Below are 17,005 nucleotides of genomic sequence, written 5' to 3'. Positions count from 1 at the left end.
ACCCCATCAAATCGATTGGTCGTTCTGGAGACTTATGACTGCATATGAGCAAAACCTGTCGGGGCCTTCCTATGTCGCGGTTTATTTCAAACTCGCGGCGGTCACCATGATTTGGGGCGGCACCTTCGTCGCCGGGCGATTTCTGGCGGACAGCCTCAGTCCGTTGTTCGCCGCGAGCCTGCGGTTTTTGCTGGCCAGCGTGGCGCTGCTGCTGTTTTTACTGCTGGCGCGCATTCCATTGGCCCGACCCAGCTCCCGGCAATGGTTACAACTGACGCTGTTGGGTTTCTTCGGGATTTTTTTCTACAACCTGTGCTTCTTCTATGGCCTGCATTACATCAATGCTTCGCGGGCGTCATTGATCGTCGCGCTGAACCCTGCCGTGATCGGGCTGGCCTCGTGGTTGCTGTTCAAAGAGCGCATGAGTCGAGCGAAAGTCATCGGCATCGCGATCTGTATTGCCGGGGCGAGCCTGGTGATTGTCAGTCGTCATCCACAGTTGATGGCCGGTCAGGCTGATGCCTGGATCGGCGACTTATTGATCTTTGGCTGCGTGCTCGGTTGGGGCATCTATTCACTGTTCTCAAAAGACCTGAATCAAACCCTGGGGCCGGTGCAAACGGTGACGTATTCGATTTTGCTCGGCACGGTGATGCTCTGGGTGGTCAGTGCCGTCAGGGGAGAGGTGAGTGTCGCGGCGCTGGTCGGCCTCGGCTCGGCGCAATGGTTGAGCCTGATCTATCTGGGCGTGTTGGGCTCGGCGCTGGCGTACATCGGCTATTACGACGGTCTGCGCACAATCGGCGCGACACGCTCCGGGGTGTTCATCGCCTTGAATCCGCTGACCGCTGTGATCCTCGGTGCGTTGCTGCTCGGCGAGCAGTTGACGCTGACGATGTGCCTGGGCGGCGGGCTGATTCTGGCGGGGATTTTCCTCTGCAACAAACCCCTTGCGCGAGCAGGGAAAAAGGGGATTTGATACAGAAGGCGGACAAACCGATTTACGCTGTGTAGAATCCGGTTACGCATATAAGAATAAATGTCTTCTGGCAGCAGAAGCCTCGCCCGTAACAGCCTTGGGTCGACAATGAAGAGTTTTGGGTTTCAATTGATCTACGGTGATTTCCTCGCCCGCAGCGTGCGGGGCATCTCCTGCGCGCCACCCGTCGGTCTCAGCATTGCCAGCAACTAACGATTCGTTAATTGACCAGAAAATGATGAGGCGCCGACCATGGCAGATTTATACGAAAACCCGATGGGCCTGATGGGCTTTGAATTCATTGAGTTCGCATCGCCAACCCCGAACACGCTGGAGCCGATCTTTAAGATCATGGGCTTCACCAAAGTCGCGACCCACCGTTCCAAAGACGTGCACCTGTATCGCCAGGGCGCGATCAACCTGATCCTCAACAACGAACCCAACAGCGTCGCTTCGTACTTCGCGGCCGAGCACGGCCCGTCGGTGTGCGGCATGGCATTCCGCGTCAAGGATTCGCAAAAGGCCTACAAGCGTGCGCTGGAACTCGGTGCGCAACCGATCCACATCGAAACCGGCCCGATGGAGCTGCACCTGCCGGCGATCAAAGGCATCGGCGGCGCGCCGCTGTACCTGATCGACCGTTTCGGTGAAGGCAGTTCGATCTACGACATCGATTTCGTGTTCATCGAAGGCGTTGACCGCAACCCGGTTGGCGCCGGCCTGAAGATCATCGACCACCTGACTCACAACGTGTATCGCGGCCGCATGGCGTACTGGGCGAACTTCTACGAGAAGTTGTTCAACTTCCGTGAAATCCGCTACTTCGACATCAAGGGCGAATACACCGGTCTGACCTCCAAGGCGATGACCGCGCCGGACGGCATGATCCGCATCCCGCTGAACGAAGAGTCCTCCAAGGGCGCCGGGCAGATCGAAGAGTTCCTGATGCAGTTCAACGGCGAGGGCATCCAGCACGTGGCCTTCCTGGCCGACGACCTGGTGAAAACCTGGGATCACCTGAAAAGCATCGGCATGCGCTTCATGACCCCTCCACCGGACACTTACTACGAAATGCTCGAAGGCCGTCTGCCAAACCACGGCGAGCCGGTTGACCAACTGCAAGCGCGAGGCATTCTGCTGGACGGTTCGTCCGAGTCGGGCGACAAGCGTCTGCTGTTGCAGATCTTCTCGGAAACCCTGATGGGCCCGGTGTTCTTCGAGTTCATCCAGCGTAAAGGCGACGACGGGTTCGGTGAAGGCAACTTCAAGGCGCTGTTCGAATCGATCGAACGCGATCAGGTTCGTCGTGGCGTGTTGTCCACCGACTAAACCACCACCGCCGTAAAAACTGTGGGAGCGAGCCTGCTCGCGATGGCGCCAGGTCAGTCAACCGAGAGGTTGAATGTCAGGCTCTTATCGCGAGCAGGCTCGCTCCCACATTTGTTTGGTATGTGTTTAAGGCCTGCGCTGTCGCATCAGGTGCTTGAACCCTTCGAACACCAGCACCAGCACCGCCATCCAGATCGGAATGTAGGTCAGCCATTCTCCGGGCTTGATGCTTTCCCCGAGCAGCAACGCCACGCCAAGCAACAGCACCGGCTCGACGTAGCTCAACAGCCCGAACAGGCTGAACGGCAACAGTCGGCTGGCGATGATGTAGATCACCAGCGCCGACGCACTGATCACGCCAAGCATCGGGATCAACAGCGACAACCACGGATGCTGATCAAACACATTGAACCCTTGCTCGCCGGTCTGTACGAACCAGAAGGCCACCGGCAGCGTCAACGCCATGTCCAGCCACAAACCGCCGAGGTTGTCCGCCGCCAGACGCTTGCGCAGGATGAAATACGTTGGATAGCCGATGCACACCAGCAAGGTTGCCCAGGAAAAACCGCCGACCTGATACACCTCATTGATCACCCCGAGGCAGGCGAAAAACACCGCAATTTTTTGCAGGTAGGAGAGGCGCTCACCATAGGCGAGCCGTCCGGTCAGGACCATGGTCAGTGGCAACAGGAAATAGCCCAGCGACACATCGAGGCTGTAGCCGTTGAGCGGCGCCCACATGAACAGCCAGAGTTGCACGCCGAGCAAGGCCGAAGAAGCGATCAGGCCGGCGATCAGTTTCGGCTGGGCAATGGCTCGCCGAACGAGCTCGACCACGCGCTTCCATTCGCCGGACACCACCATGAACACGGTCATGCACGGCACTGTCAGCAGCATTCGCCAGCCGAAAATTTCCACGCCGCTCAACGGAGTGAGCAGTGAGGTGTAGTAATACATGACGGCAAACAGCACCGAGGCCGAAACCGAGAGAGCGATACCTTTAGACAAACTGTCCTCGCGAAGTTGAAGGTGAAACGGGGGCGGAGGATACGTGGTTTTACGGTCGAATATTGTCCGATCGATCAACACCGATCCATTGTGGGAGCGAGCCTGCTCGCGATGAGTGCCTGACATTCAACATCCCGGTTGACTGATCTGGCGCTATCGCGAGCAGGCTCGCTCCCACATTAGGTCTGTGTTGCTTCAGGTGTTGCGGGGCTTACGGCCCGACACGAAATGGCTCACATCATTGAACCCCGGCGTGGACGCATGCCCCGGTGTCACCAGCGAATCGATAAACGCCTCATCTTGCGCCGTGATCTTCACCGCTTGGGCTTTAGTGTAGGCATCCCATTGCGCTTCCGTGCGCGGCCCGACAATGGCCGAGGTCACGGCGCTGTTGTTCAGCACCCAGGCAATCGCGAACTCGACGATACCGACGCCGCGGTCCTGGGTGTATTGCTGGATCTGTTGGGCGATGCGCAGGGATTCGACGCGCCATTCGGTTTCCAGAATACGTTTGTCGGCGCGCCCGGCGCGGCTGTCGGCATCCGGTTTTACATCCGGCGCATATTTGCCGCTGAGTACGCCGCGCGCGAGCGGGCTGTAAGGCACCACGCCCAAACCGTAGTTCTGCGCGGCGGTGATCTGTTCGTTTTCGGCTTGACGGTTGACGATGTTGTACAGCGGCTGGCTGATGACAGGGCGGTCGACACCCAGTTTGTCGGCCACGCGAATGACCTCTGCGATGCGCCAGCCGCGATAGTTCGACAACCCCCAGTAGCGAATTTTGCCCTGGCGGATCAGGTCGCCGATGGCCGACACGGTCACTTCCAACGGCGTGTTGTGGTCTTCGCGGTGCAGGTAATAGATGTCGAGGTAGTCGGTGCCGAGGCGCGTCAGGCTGGCATCGATGCCATTGAAGATGTGCTTGCGGCTCAGGCCGCTGCGGTTCGGCACGCCGTCCACCGGGCCGAAACCGACCTTGGTGGCGAGCACCCATTCGTGGCGGTTGCCGGCAATCGCCTCACCGACGATTTCCTCGGAGCGGCCGCCCGTGTAGACGTCGGCGGTGTCGATGAAATTGATGCCTTGGTCCCAGGCCTTGTCGATGATCCGCAGGGAATCTTCGGTGCTGGTCTGTTCGCCGAACATCATGGTGCCGAGGGTCAGGGTGGACACCTGCAAACCCGAATGACCCAACGTGCGATAGCTCATGACGAAATCCTTTTACCGGTGGGAAAGGCTCAATCAAATACCAGAACTGTGACAGGGAGCAAACGCAAATCTCAAACATCCCCGGAACAAATGTGGGAGCTGGCCTGCTAGCGATGGCGGTTTGTCAGCAACATCAATGCTGACTGACATTCAGCCATCGCTAGCAGGCTAGCTCCCACAGGGGTTTTGCGGTGCTTAAGCGCGCAAGGTGCGGGTCATGCGCAATGCCAGCAAGCTGCCGCAGACAATCACGCCCGCCAGCAAGTAAAGCGCGGCATCGGTCGAACCGGTGCTGTCCTTGACCCAACCCACCAGGTACGGGCTGAGGAAACCGGCCATCTGGCCCATGGAGTTGATCAACGCCAGACCACCCGCCGCAGCGCCGGCGCTCAGCAGTGCGGTCGGCACCGGCCAGAACATCGGCAGGCCGGTGAGGGCGCCCATGGTAGCGATGGTCAGGCCTAGGATCGCGATGGCGGGCGTGGTGGCGAAGTTCACCGCGATCAGCAGGCCCACCGCGCCCATCAACATCGGCACCACCAAATGCCAGCGACGTTCTTTGCGCAAATCCGCCGAGCGGCCGACCATCAACATGAACACGGCCGCCAGCAGGTACGGGATCGCACTCAACCAGCCAATCACCAGGTTATCGCTGAAGCCCAGGTTCTTGATGATCGACGGCAGCCAGAAGTTGATCGCGTACACGCCGCTCTGAATGCAGAAGTAAATCAGGCCGAACGCCCAGATCGCCGGGTTCTTGAACACCGCCAGCAGCGAGTCGGTGGTGGTTTTCGGTTTGTTGGCGAGGTCTTCGGCATGGTCGGCTTCCAGCACCGAGCGCTCGAACGGCGTGAGCCATTTGGCGTTGGCGTAACTGTCGCTGAGCAGGAAGTAGGCGAGGGCGCCGAGGATTACGGTCGGGATGCCTTGGAGCAAGAACATCCACTGCCAGCCGGCCAGACCGCCCTGGCCGGCGGCGAAGTGGTTGAGGATCCAGCCAGAGAACGGGCTACCGAGCAGGCCGGACACCGGGATTGCCGACATGAACAGCGCCATGATGCGGCCACGGCGGAAGGTCGGGAACCACTGCGAGAGGTACAACACCACGCCCGGGAAGAACCCGGCTTCGGCCGCGCCGGTGAACAGGCGCAAAGTGTAGAACTCGGTCGGGGTGGTGACGAACAGCAGGCAGGTCGACAGCGTGCCCCAGACGATCATCATCAGTGCGATCCAGCGGCGCGGGCCGAATCGGGTCAACGCCAGGTTGCTGGGCACGCCGCACAGCACGTAGCCGATAAAGAAGATCCCGGCACCGAGGCCGTACACGGTTTCGCTGAATTTCAGTGCATCGAGCATCTGCAGCTTGGCAAATCCAACGTTCACCCGGTCGAGGTAGTTGAACAGGTAGCAGATGAAAATGAAGGGGATCAAACGCAGGGTGATGCGTTTGTAGACGGCATTTTTTTCGTCAACGATGGCCTGGGTAGCGGCGGCGCTCTGTGACATGGCGGGCTCTCTCTTTATTATGATTTTTTGCGATGCAAAGGGTAACGTTGATCGCCCTGAGAGTCTCGACCACCCTCAGGGCTGCTGTCTTTGTGCCTGAGCACAGGGTTTGCCACCAAGCCCTGTGCGGGTGAACAACCGCGTTTTCAAGGACCACCACCATGTTCGAACTCGATCACGACCTGGCCCAGGACATCGTCGACCGGGCGATGGCCATCCTGCCGTACAACGTCAACGTCATGGACAGCCAGGGGTTGATACTCGGCAGCGGTGAGCCGGAGCGAGTCAACACCCGGCACGAAGGCGCGCAACTGGTGCTGGCCAACGGGCGCGTGGTGGAAATCGATGCGCAAACCGCTATCCACCTCAAAGGCGTGCAGCCCGGCATCAACCTGCCGCTGTTGCTCGATCAACGGCTGATTGGCGTGCTCGGCATCACCGGCGAACCCGAGCAATTGCGCACCTACGCCGAACTGGTGCGCATGACCGCCGAGATGCTGGTGGGCCAGCGCAATCAGCAGGCCGAGCAGCAATGGCGGCGCCAGCGTTGCGATGATTTGTTGGCGTTGCTGTTGAGCGAGTCCGGGGATTCACCGCGCCTGATCGATGAGGCGCAGCAGCTTGGGCTCAAACCGCAACTGACGCGGGTGCCGTATCTGTTTGAGCTGGGGATGGAGCACGGTCCGGGGCAAACCGTCGACGCACTCAGCGCCTGGTTGACCTCGCGCTACCCGGACAGTTGGTGCGTGAGTTCGGCCAAGTCGTCGTTGCTGTGGTGCCGACCGGCAAACCAGGCGATCGAGAACGACCGTCTGCTGGAAAAACTCGACGGCCTCGGCTGGAATATCTTGCGCATCGCCGTGGGCGGGCAGGCCGAGGGGTTGTCGGGCTTGCGTCGTTGCTATCGCCGGGTCGGCGACTTGCTCGCCTACGGGCGCGATGTGTTGCCGCATTCACGTCTGCTGACGCTGACCCGTTATCGATTGCCGGTGATGCTCTGGCGCCATCGCAACGACGATGCGCTGGACGAATTGCTCACGCCTTTGCGCAAAGTCATCGCCAAGGACGGCAACGGTCAACTGCTGGCGACCTTGCGCAGTTGGTGCGATCACGATGGCCAGAGCCAGGCCTGCGCCGATGCGCTGGGCATTCACCGCAACAGTTTGCGTTACCGAATGGAGCGGATTGCCGAGCTCAGCGGCGTCGATCCGTTGAGGCTCGATGGCATGCTTGCCCTTTATCTCGGTGTGCAACTGCTTCCGCAAACTGACGCGCCCGCGCCTTTGTAGGAGCCGCTGGCGATGGCGATCTCAAGGACGCTTTCGCGAGCAGGCTCGCTCCCACATTTGATTCTGTTCGCTCTTCAATTTTGTGGTCACTGAAGATCCCCTGTGGGAGCTAGCCTGCTAGCGATGAGGCCCTCACATCCAACATCAATGCTGACTGGATCAAAGCCTTTGTAGAAATGAACAATAATCCACCATGCCGCTTGTGCAGCGGACTGGCGTTATTGTTCAGGCCGGCTGGCAGCATGAGGGCATTGGAACTGGAGAATTCGCATGAAAATCGTCATCGCCCCCGATTCGTTCAAGGACAGCCTGAGTGCACAAGGCGTGGCCGATGCCATTGCCCTTGGTCTGGTTGAAGTCTGGCCCAATGCGCAACTGGTCAAATGCCCGATGGCCGATGGCGGCGAAGGTACGGTCGAGTCGATTCTGGCAGCATGCGATGGCGAACTGCGCCGGACCACCGTTCGCGGGCCGCTCGGCGTAGCGGTCGATGCGGCGTGGGGTTGGTTGCCCGACAGTCACACCGCGATCATCGAAATGGCAGAAGCCAGCGGTTTGCAGCTGGTTGCGGTGGACCAGCGCGATGCCTGCATCAGCAGTACGTTCGGCACCGGTGAACTGATCCGCACCGCGCTCGACGCCGGTGCGCAGCGAGTCATTCTCGCCATCGGCGGCAGCGCCACCAACGACGCAGGCGCAGGGGCAATGCAAGCGCTGGGCGTGAAACTACTCGATGCTCAAGGCCAAACCCTGGCACCCGGCGGGTTGGCGCTGACGCAACTGGCCCGCATCGATCTGAGCGACATCGATCCGCGTCTGGCCGAGGTGCGTTTCGACATTGCCGCCGACGTCAACAATCCACTGTGCGGCCCCCACGGCGCCTCAGCGATTTTCGGTCCGCAAAAAGGCGCAACGCCCTCGCAGGTCGAGCAACTGGATCGCGCGCTCGGGCACTTTGCCGAACTGTGCGCACGAACCCTCAACAAAGACGTCAGCGACGAACCGGGCAGCGGCGCGGCGGGCGGCCTGGGGTTTGCCGCCAAGGCCTTCCTCGGTGCGCAGTTCAAGGCCGGGGTGGAAGTGGTCGCCGAACTGGTCGGCCTGGCCGAGGCAGTGATGGACGCAGACCTGGTGATCACCGGCGAAGGCCGTTTCGATGCGCAGACCCTGCGTGGCAAGACACCCTTTGGTGTTGCGCAGATCGCGCGGCAACACGGCGTGCCGGTGATCGTCATCGCCGGCACCTTGGGTGAGGGCTATCAGGCCTTATACGAGCATGGCATCGATGCCGCGTTTGCCGTCGTGAGCGGGCCGATGACGCTGGAACAGGCCTGTGCCGAGGCCCCCCGATTGTTGTGTGAACGGGCGAGCGACATTGCCCGGGTCTGGCGTCTCGCCGCCCGCAAAACCTGATACCCCACGATCCTGTAGGCGCCCGCAGCAAACTGGCTCCTACAGGATTTGTGTGATTCTTGAGTGTTTCATGGGTGAAGCACTCTTGATCCCTTAAAAAATATTTCGCAAATCCCCCGCAGAAATCCTCAAACCCAGCCGATACAACTATCAGGCGCACACAAACCTATTACAACAGTGGCGCCAACCTGAACGGTGTGCCTCAGCGCCCACCCGCCAGTGATTACGGCAAGGACGCTCGAAGCCTCTATCACCCGAGTACCGTCCTATGTCCCTGCGTAATCTGAATATCGCGCCTCGAGCTTTCCTGGGTTTTGCCTTCATTGCCTTGCTGGTGATTGTGCTGGGTGTGTTTGCGGTCAACCGCATGTCGATCATCCGCCAGTCCTCGATCGACATGGGCAGCACCCAACTGCCCAGCGTCGGGTTCCTGGGCAATGTCACCGAAAATATCCTGCGCATGCGCATTCTGTCGTTCCGCATACTGGTCAATCGCGAGCCGGCCAGTTTGCAGGAAGCGGAAACCCGTATCGGCGTGTTGACCGACAAGGCACTCAAGGCCCAGGCCAGCTACGCCGCATTGCCGATGGGCCCGGACGAAGCGGCGCTGTATAAGGTGTTCAGCGCGACTCTGGACAATTACATGCAAGCCCAGCGCGAAATGTTGGACCTGTCGCGCCAGAGCAGACTTGACGAGATGCGCAACCTGATCAACACACGGATCAAGGACGGCACCGACAAGATGGGCGAACAGCTCAATCGACTGGTGACTTACAACACCGAGGGCGCCAAGGCAGCAGGGCTCGTCGCCGAAGACAACTACAACACCGCCGTGAACGGGATCATCGGGGTGTCAGTGGTGGCGGCGCTCATGACCGTGCTGCTGGCCTGGCTGCTGACCCGCAGCATCGTCACGCCGTTGAACCGTGCGGTGCAGGCAGCGGAAACCATCGCCGGTGGTAACTTGACCAAGGCCATTGAAATCGATGGCAAGGACGAACCGGCCCGCCTGCTCGGCGCCTTGTCCACCATGCAAGACAACCTGCGTAAAACCATCGAGCAGATCGCCGGTTCCGCCACGCAACTGGGCGCCGCCGCCGAAGAGCTCAGCGCCGTGACCGAAGAAGCGTCCCGCGGCCTGCAACAGCAAAACAACGAAATCGAACAAGCCGCCACCGCGGTCAACGAAATGACCGCCGCCGTGGAAGAAGTGGCGCGCAATGCGGTGTCGACTTCCGAAGCCTCGAACCAGTCGACCCAGGCCGCTCGTGAAGGTCGTGACCGTGTGGTGGAAACCGTCGACGCCATCCAGACCATGACCCACGACGTGCAAAACACCTCGCTGATGATCGAAGGCCTGGCGGCTCAGGGCCGCGACATCGGCAAGGTGCTGGACGTGATCCGCGCCATCGCCGAACAGACCAACCTGCTGGCCCTGAACGCGGCGATCGAAGCGGCCCGCGCCGGTGAAGCCGGGCGTGGTTTTGCGGTGGTGGCGGACGAGGTGCGGGCGCTGGCGCATCGCACCGCGCAATCGACTCAGGAAATCGAGAAGATGGTCGCCGGCATTCAGAACGGCACGGGGGAGGCGGTGTCGTCAATGCAGCAAAGCAATCAGCGCACCCAAAGCACCCTGGAAATGGCCCGTGCCGCTGGCATTGCGCTGGAGCAGATCACCCAGTCGATCCATCTGATCAACGAACGCAACCTGGTGATCGCCAGCGCGTCCGAAGAGCAGGCACAGGTGTCCCGTGAAGTGGACCGCAACCTGGTGAACATTCGCGACCTGGCTACTCAGTCCGCTGCCGGGGCCAATCAGACCAGCGCCGCCACCCACGAATTGTCGCGACTGGCAGTGGATTTGAATGCGATGGTGGCGCGGTTTGTGATTTGATCGATGGCTCGGAAGTGATAGTTGCGAATATCTGCCGAAGGTGTCGCTGCCCGCGAAAGCTGCCTGAATATCATCGGGTTTTTCAGCCCTGCCACGCAGTGCTGTTAACCCGATTGCCGCTTCTGACAAACCCCTGTACAGATCTCCACCTGTCAACTCTGACAGTATCGCGATTATAAAAACTGCTGCTTAATTCGCTCAAGGCCTCAGTGGCCTCGCAGAACGAGGGGAGCGGCTCGCCGTGCCCGACTGTATCGATCTGCCCGACAGATATTTTGACTGCCATTGCATTCGCAGTGGCTTGAACGATATGAGTGGGAGAGCGATAACATGGCGAGTGACGGCAGAAAACAACCCTTACCTGCGTGGAGCCAACGAGTGCCGGGGCGTGCTGACGCAGATCCGTTTACCCCCCCGGTCGTGGACGCGGTCACACTACCCGGTTTGCCGGCGGGGCTGTTCCCCCGTGCATCCCTTGACACAGGGATCACGTTGGAAATCCCAAGATGGGCCACCGTTCCAACGGATCCAATAGATGTTGAGACAGTAGAAGTCCAGCTCGCGCGTGTTGGCTCTTCCAACTATGAAACTGTCGACACCGCGAGCTACGTTCCTGGCACGACCACATTCCCTATCGAAGTAACGATACCTGCCGACTGGTTATTGAAAGACGAAAACGAAGGCGCATTCAACCTGAGGTATCGCCACGAGAATTATCTCGGGACACCCAGCGAGTCCGCGCCCGTACTTGTTTTCGTCGACAAGATTCCTCCCAATGGCACCGCTGCGCCTGAGAAGCTGACGTTTGCGTTTACAGGCCCGATTGTCGATGCCACGCTCACGGGGATAACAGAGCTGGAAGCGACAGTTCCCGAGTGGACCGGTGCGGCGGAGGGCGACCAGGTTGCTTTCACCGTGGTTGCAGACAAACTGCCTGACGACCCCGAGGACATCGTACCCATCGCCGTGGTCCCGTTGCCGGCGGACCGAAAGATCAAGTTCCCGGTGACACTGATAAAAGACTTGCTCGACGGTAATTACTGCTTTGGCTATGTGATCGTGGACAAGGCTGGCAATCGAAGCCGCATCTCCCTTTACGACTTGATTCCGGTGGCACTCGGCCAGTTCCCCCCCCTTCCATATCCCGCACTCAGCGTGCCCGAGAATGAAGATGACGGCAAAATAGACCGGGCAGACGCCCTGCAGGGGGTCTTCGTCGAGTTTCTAAGAATTTTGCACGCCAAGGCAACGGATCAGATCGCGATCAGTTGGGGGGGCAAGGAGCTTCCTTACCGGACACCGGTGGGCTCCAATCCTCCGAACATGATGAGTGTCTCTGTCATCTGGGAGCATATGCGGGACGAGTACGGCGCAGCGACAGCGCCGGTCATTACGCCTGTGGAATACAAGCTGTACCGTGGCTCGGTGCCCATGGGCGGTGCGACCGGTAACGTCACGGTCGATTTCTCGACGACAGGCCCCGAAAACCCCAAGCCTGAGCCCGGCAACCCGGCCCTTCTCCCGCTGGAGGTGTACGGCGACAGCAATACGGCCAACAAACTGGTCGCGAACGATGAGAACAAGCCTGTCGTCGCGAGGATCGAACTCTATGACCCCCTAACGGCCGGAGATAAAATCCAGGTGTACTGGGACGGAACGGCTATCGGTGCTCCCTATTCTGTCGACCCTGCCACCGACGATCCTGGTGACGAAATCGAGATTGCACTGGATTGGGACATCATCAGGAGGGCAGGCAACAACGCTGCAATGCCGGTGACCTACCAGCTAACCAATACCGCTGTTGCCAACCCTCAGGAACCGTTGGAACCCACCGAAGTTGAAATCACGTTCTTTACCGTGACGTTGCCGTTGGCTATTCCACAAGATCTCTTCAATTCCAGGCTGACTTGCCGCTCATTACATTTTGACGGTACCAAAATCGGCTTCCAGTACCTGATTCCTCCAAGCGACTACCTCAAAGCAGGTATGACCGTGAAGCTCGAGTGGAAGGCAGCACATACCTATGCAACACCCGTCGATGTTCCAGCAGCCGGAAAAACGGTGACATATGGGCCGATTACCGCGGATGAGGCCGTGTCCGGCTTCCTCTGGTTTATCGAGCCTTATGACACTCATATCTTGCCGACATGGGCGAGTGCAACCAACCAGATAGGCAAGGGTGAAGTCCGCTACACGCTGGACATCGGTGGCGTCCCGGTGCCATCCAGCTTCTCGGATACGCAGGTGGGGCTGACACAAGGGATCGGTACCTGTGATCTGACGCCACCCACTTCCTGAAATTTACTCGCACAGCAGCAGGTACCACGCGGTGCCTGCCGCTGTTCTGCGAATGACTCTTGCCTAGCTTGCAGGATAAATCCTACAGATATGTCAGGAAGGTCCTGCATCTCGATAGGAGGTGTCTGGATATTCTGCGGCTCCTTTGTAGGTGGGCTCGTCGCTGATTGTCAGGATGAGCCTGCCTTCGTGTAGTCCAGATCCCATGGAGTCGGTCATGTCTGCCAGTCAGCTTTTTTTGCTAAGCCCTCTTTCACGGGCTTTACGTCTGTTGCCCTTCTTACCGTTTTTAATCATCAGCGAACAAGCTCAGGCCATCCGCTTTATCGATGGCAGCCTGGAGCCCGAGGCCTCCATTGACGGGACAACCCCGCAGGACAAATACAGCGTGTTCAATGGCGCCACCTTGAATGCCGTGGATGCGCAAACGCTGGATATCACTGTGAAAGATTCGACCCTGAACCTGACCGGCACCCAGGTACAGGGTACTGGCACCAACGGGGTGCATCTGGATAGCAGTCTGGCAACGATCGTCGGTAGCCACATTTCCAGTGACAGGATCGGTCTGGTCCTGAGTCACGATTCGGCGAACACCACCGGGTCCACCGCCCACGTAAGCGGCAACAGCACCATCATCGGCACGCGTAACGGCGCGACCGTCAACGGCTTGAGCGAGTTGAACCTGACCAACAGCACGGTCATCGGCACCACGCTGGCAGGCATCCGTATGTTCAATGGCACGGTCAACGCGACTGGCAGCTCGATCCAGGGTGGAACCGTTGGCATTCAATTAAATGCCGACCCGGGCGTCGCTGGCCCCAACACGCTCAACTTGAGTAATACCCGGGTCGAAGGGCTGAACGGCGCGGCGATTCTGGTCGACAATGCCGAGGCTAATATTGCCGTACTGAACAATTCAACGCTGGTCGGCAGCAACGGCATCCTGATGCAGTTGACCAACGGTGCCGAAGGTAATCTTCGGGTCGGCAGTAGCCACCTGGTGGGCGATATCGTCGCGGACGGCAGCAGCACCGCCAATGTGCTGCTGGAAGACTCCGCGACCCTGACCGGGCGCTTGCAGAACGTGCAAAACCTGGGTGTCAACAGCAATGCGCGCTGGATCATGGTCGGTGACGGAGAGGTGGAAAACCTGTCCATGAACGGTGGTGCCATCCAGTTCGGCAATCCCGGCGAATTCTTCAAGTTGAACGTCGGTACGTTGTCGGGTTCCGGCGGTACGTTCCATATGCATACCGATTTCAGGACCGGTCAGGTCGATACCCTGACCGTGACCGGCGCGGCCACCGGCAACCATACCGTGGCGATTGATTCCAGTGGCACGGAGCCCGCGGGCAGCGGCTCCATTCGGGTTATCCAGATCGGAAGCGGCGATGCAACGTTCACCCTGGCCGGTGGCGCTGTGGATCTGGGCGCGTTCTCCTACAACCTCGACCAACTGAGCAGCACCGAGTGGTACCTCAATACCCTCACGCGTGCCCCCAGTTCGGGCACCCAATCGGTGATCGCGCTGTTCAACGCCGCGCCGACCGCCTGGTATGGCGAACTCAGTACCCTGCGTACTCGCATGGGTGAAGTGCGCATGGACCATGGCAAGGCCGGTGGCTGGATTCGCGCCTATGGCAACAAATTCGACATCGACGCCAGCTCGGGCGTTGCTTATCAGCAAGTCCAGCAAGGCCTGTCGTTCGGTGCCGACGCGCCGTTGCCGATGGGGGACGGGCAGTGGCTGGTGGGTGTGTTGGGGGGTTACAGCAAGTCCGATCTGGATTTGAGCCGTGGCACCACCGGTACGATCAACAGCTATTACCTTGGCGCTTACACCACCTGGCTGGATGAGCAGAGTGGCTACTACTTCGATGGTGTGCTCAAACTCAACCGTTTCCAGAACGAGTCCGACGTGCATTTGAGCGACGGCAAGAAAACCAAGGGCAATTACGACAGCCATGGCGTCGGCGGATCCCTGGAGTTCGGCCGTCATATCAAGCTGGCTGATGACTATTTTGTCGAACCCTTTACCCAACTGTCGGGCGTGATCATTCAGGGCAAGAGCTACGACCTGGATAACGGCCTGTCCGCCGAAGGCAGCCGCACGCGTTCGCTGCTGGCCAAGGCCGGGGCCACCGCCGGACGCGACTTCAAGTGGGATGACAAGGTCGTGCAGCCCTACATTCGCGCTGCGTATGTGCACGAGTTCGCCAATAACAACGAAGTGCAGGTCAACGACAACACCTTCAACAACGACCTTTCGGGTTCCCGTGGGGAGTTGGGTGTCGGCGTCGCTGCGGCGTTGAGTGACAAGGTCTCGATACATGCTGATTTTGATTACAGCGACGGCAACAAGATCAAGCAGCCGTGGGGCGCCAACGTGGGTGTGCGATATAGCTGGTAATCGCGATGTAGGTGTTGTCGCTCAAAGCTAGCGTCCACTCGGGCTTGATGGCTGTCCGCAATGACAGCCCTCAGGCCCTTTACGGTGTTGAGGTTTCATTGAATGGTCGGACCTCAGTGACGCCTTCGTCTCTGTGTCTGGCACTTAGCGAAGGAGAACATCAATGTCATCAGAAAAGAAACGCGCAGAAGACGAATCCGTGCTGTTAATGCCCGCACCGTGGACAGAGCCAGAACCACTGAGCGATATCGTGGGCGGTGAAATCAATCTGTTGCCCAGATCGGCGTGGAGCGATCCGGGCAATCCCCTGAAAGTGGAGTTCCTTCCGTGGGCGCCCTCGAATCCGTCACCAACCGGAGCTGAGTCGATTGAAATTTTTCTGGGGACTGCCTCAATCGGCTTCAAGGAGTGGGACGCCCCGATCGCGCCCAATGATCACTTTGTACCCATCAGTGCCGATAAGCTGACTGACGGCGAGCACACACTCACCTACACCATGACAAACTGGCTTGGAACAACCCAAGGCTCCCTTCCGTTTACCGTCACCGTCGACAAACAAGAACCGCGGCTCCACGCCCCGAGTGGATTAGTGTTCCCCGCCGAGGTGCTTCGCCCGAACAAACTCACCGCCCAGTACCTCGATCTCAACACCGACAAGGTCAAAGCCGATCTCCCAGCTTATGTGACCCCACGCCCCGGCGACCGCATCACCTGGTACTGGGGCGCAACCCCGGGCAATCTGGATGTGGGCGGCGTCATCGAGCTCGATAACACTGACTTTTCTGCACCGATTGTCATCACTGTAGAGGGGGACTTGATTCGGGACCGCAATGATGGATTTCGGTACGTGTGGTATCAGGTGCATGACCGAGCGGGTAACCCGAGTGCGCGTTCCGATTTTGTCGAGCTGGATGTTGCGGCCACCCCCATCCCGCGCTCTTTGCCCTGGCCCGACGTTGAACGGGCCGCTGGAACAGGTGAACAACAGACACTTGATCCGTTGCAGGCTGATACCGGTGCGGTTGTGCAAGTCCCCCAGGACGCCGTTATCTACCCGCAAGAGGGAGTGTTCGTGCAATGGGGCGAGCCCGGAACCCCGGGGGCTGTTCGAGTTGAGCAGGCGATTATTCCCGGGCAGCGACGTTACGCGATACCGATGAAATCGGTCGCTGCCTATATCGATAAAACACTGTGGGTGAGCTATGGCGTTACCGATAGTGATAACAGGGAGTGGCCTTCGCTACGTCGCAAGTTGCGGGTTTCAAGATTGAGCAATTTGCCGACGGTACAATGCAATGGCCTCACCGGGGGCAGTTTGAGTTTGAAAACGGTGCCGGCCGAGGGTGCGATTCTGCGATTGGCCAAATGGCCCCTGATAACGAGCGACCAGTGGATCATGATCACCATGACGGGAGTCGGGTCCACGGGGCACGATGCCGTCGAAACCGTGATCACAAAGCGAGTGCTCAGTGCTCAGGAGGTCATTGGCGGAGTGGGTATGCAAAATGACGTCAGGGTCAAAAAGACGTTTCTCAACACGTTGCGCCGCAATGCTCCGCTCACCGGCAAGGTCTACGTGAGCTTTGACGGTGGTGCAACATGGCCACCGGTTTCTTCGCCCAATTTCCCCCTGTTGCAATTGACTTTGATTGATTAAGGCGGCGAGCCTG

Annotated in this window: 11 protein-coding genes; 8 read left to right on the top strand and 3 right to left on the bottom strand. The window is 59.2% G+C overall.

Features of this window, described 5'->3' with window-relative positions:
- Positions 1-34: 34 nt before the first annotated feature.
- Positions 35-979: a DMT family transporter gene (locus F8N43_RS07115; RefSeq protein ID WP_150639036.1), complete on the top strand. Its 945-nt coding sequence runs from the start codon at positions 35-37 to the stop codon at positions 977-979.
- Between the two features lie 252 nt (positions 980-1,231).
- Entirely contained in the window at positions 1,232-2,308 is a 1,077-nt protein-coding gene (gene hppD, locus F8N43_RS07110) for a 4-hydroxyphenylpyruvate dioxygenase (RefSeq protein WP_150629835.1), read from the top strand.
- Positions 2,309-2,434: 126 nt separating this feature from the next.
- Here the strand turns inward: hppD and rarD are convergent, their stop codons facing one another.
- The 3 genes from rarD to F8N43_RS07095 all read right to left on the bottom strand — a co-directional run bounded on the left by rarD (position 2,435) and on the right by F8N43_RS07095 (position 6,031).
- Positions 2,435-3,316: an EamA family transporter RarD gene (gene rarD, locus F8N43_RS07105; protein WP_150639035.1), complete on the bottom strand. Its 882-nt coding sequence runs from the start codon at positions 3,314-3,316 to the stop codon at positions 2,435-2,437.
- Between the two features lie 195 nt (positions 3,317-3,511).
- Positions 3,512-4,525, bottom strand: a complete 1,014-nt coding sequence (locus F8N43_RS07100) for an aldo/keto reductase (protein ID WP_150629831.1) — start codon at positions 4,523-4,525, stop codon at positions 3,512-3,514.
- A gap of 195 nt (positions 4,526-4,720) precedes the next feature.
- Positions 4,721-6,031 carry an MFS transporter gene (locus F8N43_RS07095; RefSeq protein ID WP_150629829.1) on the bottom strand — a complete coding sequence of 437 codons (1,311 nt, stop codon included), beginning with the start codon at positions 6,029-6,031 and terminating at the stop codon, positions 4,721-4,723.
- A 161-nt stretch (positions 6,032-6,192) separates the two neighbouring features.
- On the opposite strand from F8N43_RS07095, the gene F8N43_RS07090 reads away from it, so the two are divergent.
- The 6 genes from F8N43_RS07090 to F8N43_RS07065 all read left to right on the top strand — a co-directional run bounded on the left by F8N43_RS07090 (position 6,193) and on the right by F8N43_RS07065 (position 16,992).
- Positions 6,193-7,320: a sugar diacid recognition domain-containing protein gene (locus F8N43_RS07090; RefSeq protein WP_150653472.1), complete on the top strand. Its 1,128-nt coding sequence runs from the start codon at positions 6,193-6,195 to the stop codon at positions 7,318-7,320.
- A gap of 270 nt (positions 7,321-7,590) precedes the next feature.
- Complete coding sequence (locus tag F8N43_RS07085) at positions 7,591-8,733, top strand: glycerate kinase (RefSeq protein WP_150653471.1); 1,143 nt, start codon at positions 7,591-7,593, stop codon at positions 8,731-8,733.
- Between the two features lie 268 nt (positions 8,734-9,001).
- Positions 9,002-10,627, top strand: coding sequence for a methyl-accepting chemotaxis protein (locus F8N43_RS07080; protein ID WP_150653470.1), 1,626 nt, complete (start codon positions 9,002-9,004; stop codon positions 10,625-10,627).
- 330 nt (positions 10,628-10,957) lie between these two features.
- Positions 10,958-12,925, top strand: coding sequence for a hypothetical protein (locus F8N43_RS07075; RefSeq protein ID WP_150639032.1), 1,968 nt, complete (start codon positions 10,958-10,960; stop codon positions 12,923-12,925).
- 217 nt (positions 12,926-13,142) lie between these two features.
- Positions 13,143-15,335, top strand: a complete 2,193-nt coding sequence (locus F8N43_RS07070; protein WP_150653469.1) for an autotransporter outer membrane beta-barrel domain-containing protein — start codon at positions 13,143-13,145, stop codon at positions 15,333-15,335.
- A 163-nt stretch (positions 15,336-15,498) separates the two neighbouring features.
- Positions 15,499-16,992, top strand: a complete 1,494-nt coding sequence (locus F8N43_RS07065) for a hypothetical protein (protein ID WP_224787793.1) — start codon at positions 15,499-15,501, stop codon at positions 16,990-16,992.
- The last annotated feature ends 13 nt before the right edge of the window (positions 16,993-17,005 follow it).

Source organism: Pseudomonas fluorescens (assembly GCF_902498065.1).
Classification (GTDB): Bacteria; Pseudomonadota; Gammaproteobacteria; order Pseudomonadales; family Pseudomonadaceae; genus Aquipseudomonas; species Aquipseudomonas fluorescens_BJ.
This window is presented reverse-complemented; position numbering and strand designations above follow the sequence as displayed.